The organism is Clostridium sp. 1001270J_160509_D11 (assembly GCF_015667935.1).
GTDB lineage: Bacteria > Bacillota > Clostridia > Peptostreptococcales > Peptostreptococcaceae > Intestinibacter.
Genome location: NZ_JADPET010000254.1, coordinates 1 through 1,561, shown reverse-complemented (window position 1 = coordinate 1,561; position 1,561 = coordinate 1). Strand labels below are relative to the sequence as shown.

The following is a 1,561-nucleotide window of genomic DNA, read 5'->3' as shown; positions in this document are numbered from 1 at the left end:
TATTAATTATTATTTAAAAACATATAAAATTGGGTAAAATAGATATTATTGAAAAAATATAGATAAACTTATTAATAACATAGTATATCTAATAATATAATATAAAACGGACTTCAGGAGGTTTGACATGAAAGCTTTAAATAATAAAGTTGCCATAGTAACATCTGCAACTAGAGGGATAGGTCTTGCATGCGCGCTAAAATTAGCACGAGAAGGTGCAACAGTCTATATGGGAGTAAGAAGATTAGACGCAACTCAAGAGATATGCGATAATTATGCTGATTTAAATATGAAACCTGTATTTTTTGATGCATTTAATGTAGATAGCTACAAAGCAATGGTTGATGAAGTTATACAAAAAGAAGGTAAAATCGACATATTAGTAAATAATTATGGTACTGGTAATCCAGAAAAGGACCATGATTTAATAAATACGGATGAAGAATCATTCTTCAGATTATTAGAATTAAATGTAGGTAGCGTATTTAGAATATCTAAATTAGTTATACCTTATATGATTGAAAACAACAGAGGCGGCAGTATAGTAAATATATCTTCTATAAGCGGTACTGTGCCAGATATATCTAGAATTGGATATGGAGTATCAAAATCAGCAGTAAACAACATAACTCAACAAATAGCTATGGAATATGCAAAATACAATATAAGATGTAATGCTGTTCTTCCAGGTATGACAGCTACAGATGCTGTAAGTCGCTCGATGGATGAACAATTCCAAAAATCATTTTTATCACATGTTCCACTAAATAGAATGGGAACTCCAGAAGATATCGCAAATGCTGTATTCTTCTTCGCTAGCGAAAACTCTTCATACATAACAGGTTCAATACTTGAGGTTTCTGGTGGATACCACCTTGGAACTCCACAATACGCCGACTATGTGGGAAGAAAGATGCAAGAATAAAAAAGCAGCTCATTTACTTGAGCTGCTTTCTTATTTATTTTTAATCCCACAATTTTTTATAAAACCATTATCTAGGTTCTATAATCAATTTTATAGCAGTCTTTTGATCTCCATCTATGTCTATATCAGTAAATGCTGGTACACATACAAGATCCATACCACTAGGTGCAACAAAACCTCTTGCAATTGCTATGGCTTTTATAGCTTGATTTAAAGCTCCTGCTCCTATTGCTTGTATCTCAGCATTACCTCTTTCTCTTAGTACTCCTGCTAAAGCCCCAGCTACAGAATTAGGATTAGATTTTGATGAAACTTTTAATACTTCCACTCTCATGTCCCCCTCCAAATTTTTAATTATTTTTTAAGTACTAAATCTAAATATTCGATTTATTATATATTTCTATAAGATTTATTAAAATCCTTTTAAAATAAATCAAAATAAAAACAACAAATATATTTAATTTATTTTGTGTTTTTACAATTAAATTGCATTTTGACTAAAAAAATAAATCTAATGCTATATTTTATTGAAATTAATAAAATTTTAGTGTGTTTTATGTCGAAAGGACTTTATATTGATTTTAAAAACAAATACATTGTTTCAAATTATACTTATAAATATTAAAAAATTAAGGT

At 29.3% G+C, this 1,561-nt stretch carries 2 protein-coding genes; one reads left to right on the top strand and one right to left on the bottom strand.

Features of this window, described 5'->3' with window-relative positions:
- Positions 1-127 precede the first annotated feature (127 nt).
- A complete protein-coding gene (locus I4U58_RS13755) occupies positions 128-925 on the top strand; it encodes an SDR family oxidoreductase (RefSeq protein ID WP_195931900.1) in 798 nt (265 codons plus the stop codon).
- A 67-nt stretch (positions 926-992) separates the two neighbouring features.
- On the opposite strand, the gene I4U58_RS13750 is transcribed toward I4U58_RS13755, so the two are convergent.
- The gene (locus I4U58_RS13750; RefSeq protein ID WP_195931899.1) at positions 993-1,253 is read right to left on the bottom strand and encodes a stage V sporulation protein S; all 261 of its coding nucleotides are present in this window, start codon (positions 1,251-1,253) and stop codon (positions 993-995) included.
- Positions 1,254-1,561 lie beyond the last annotated feature (308 nt).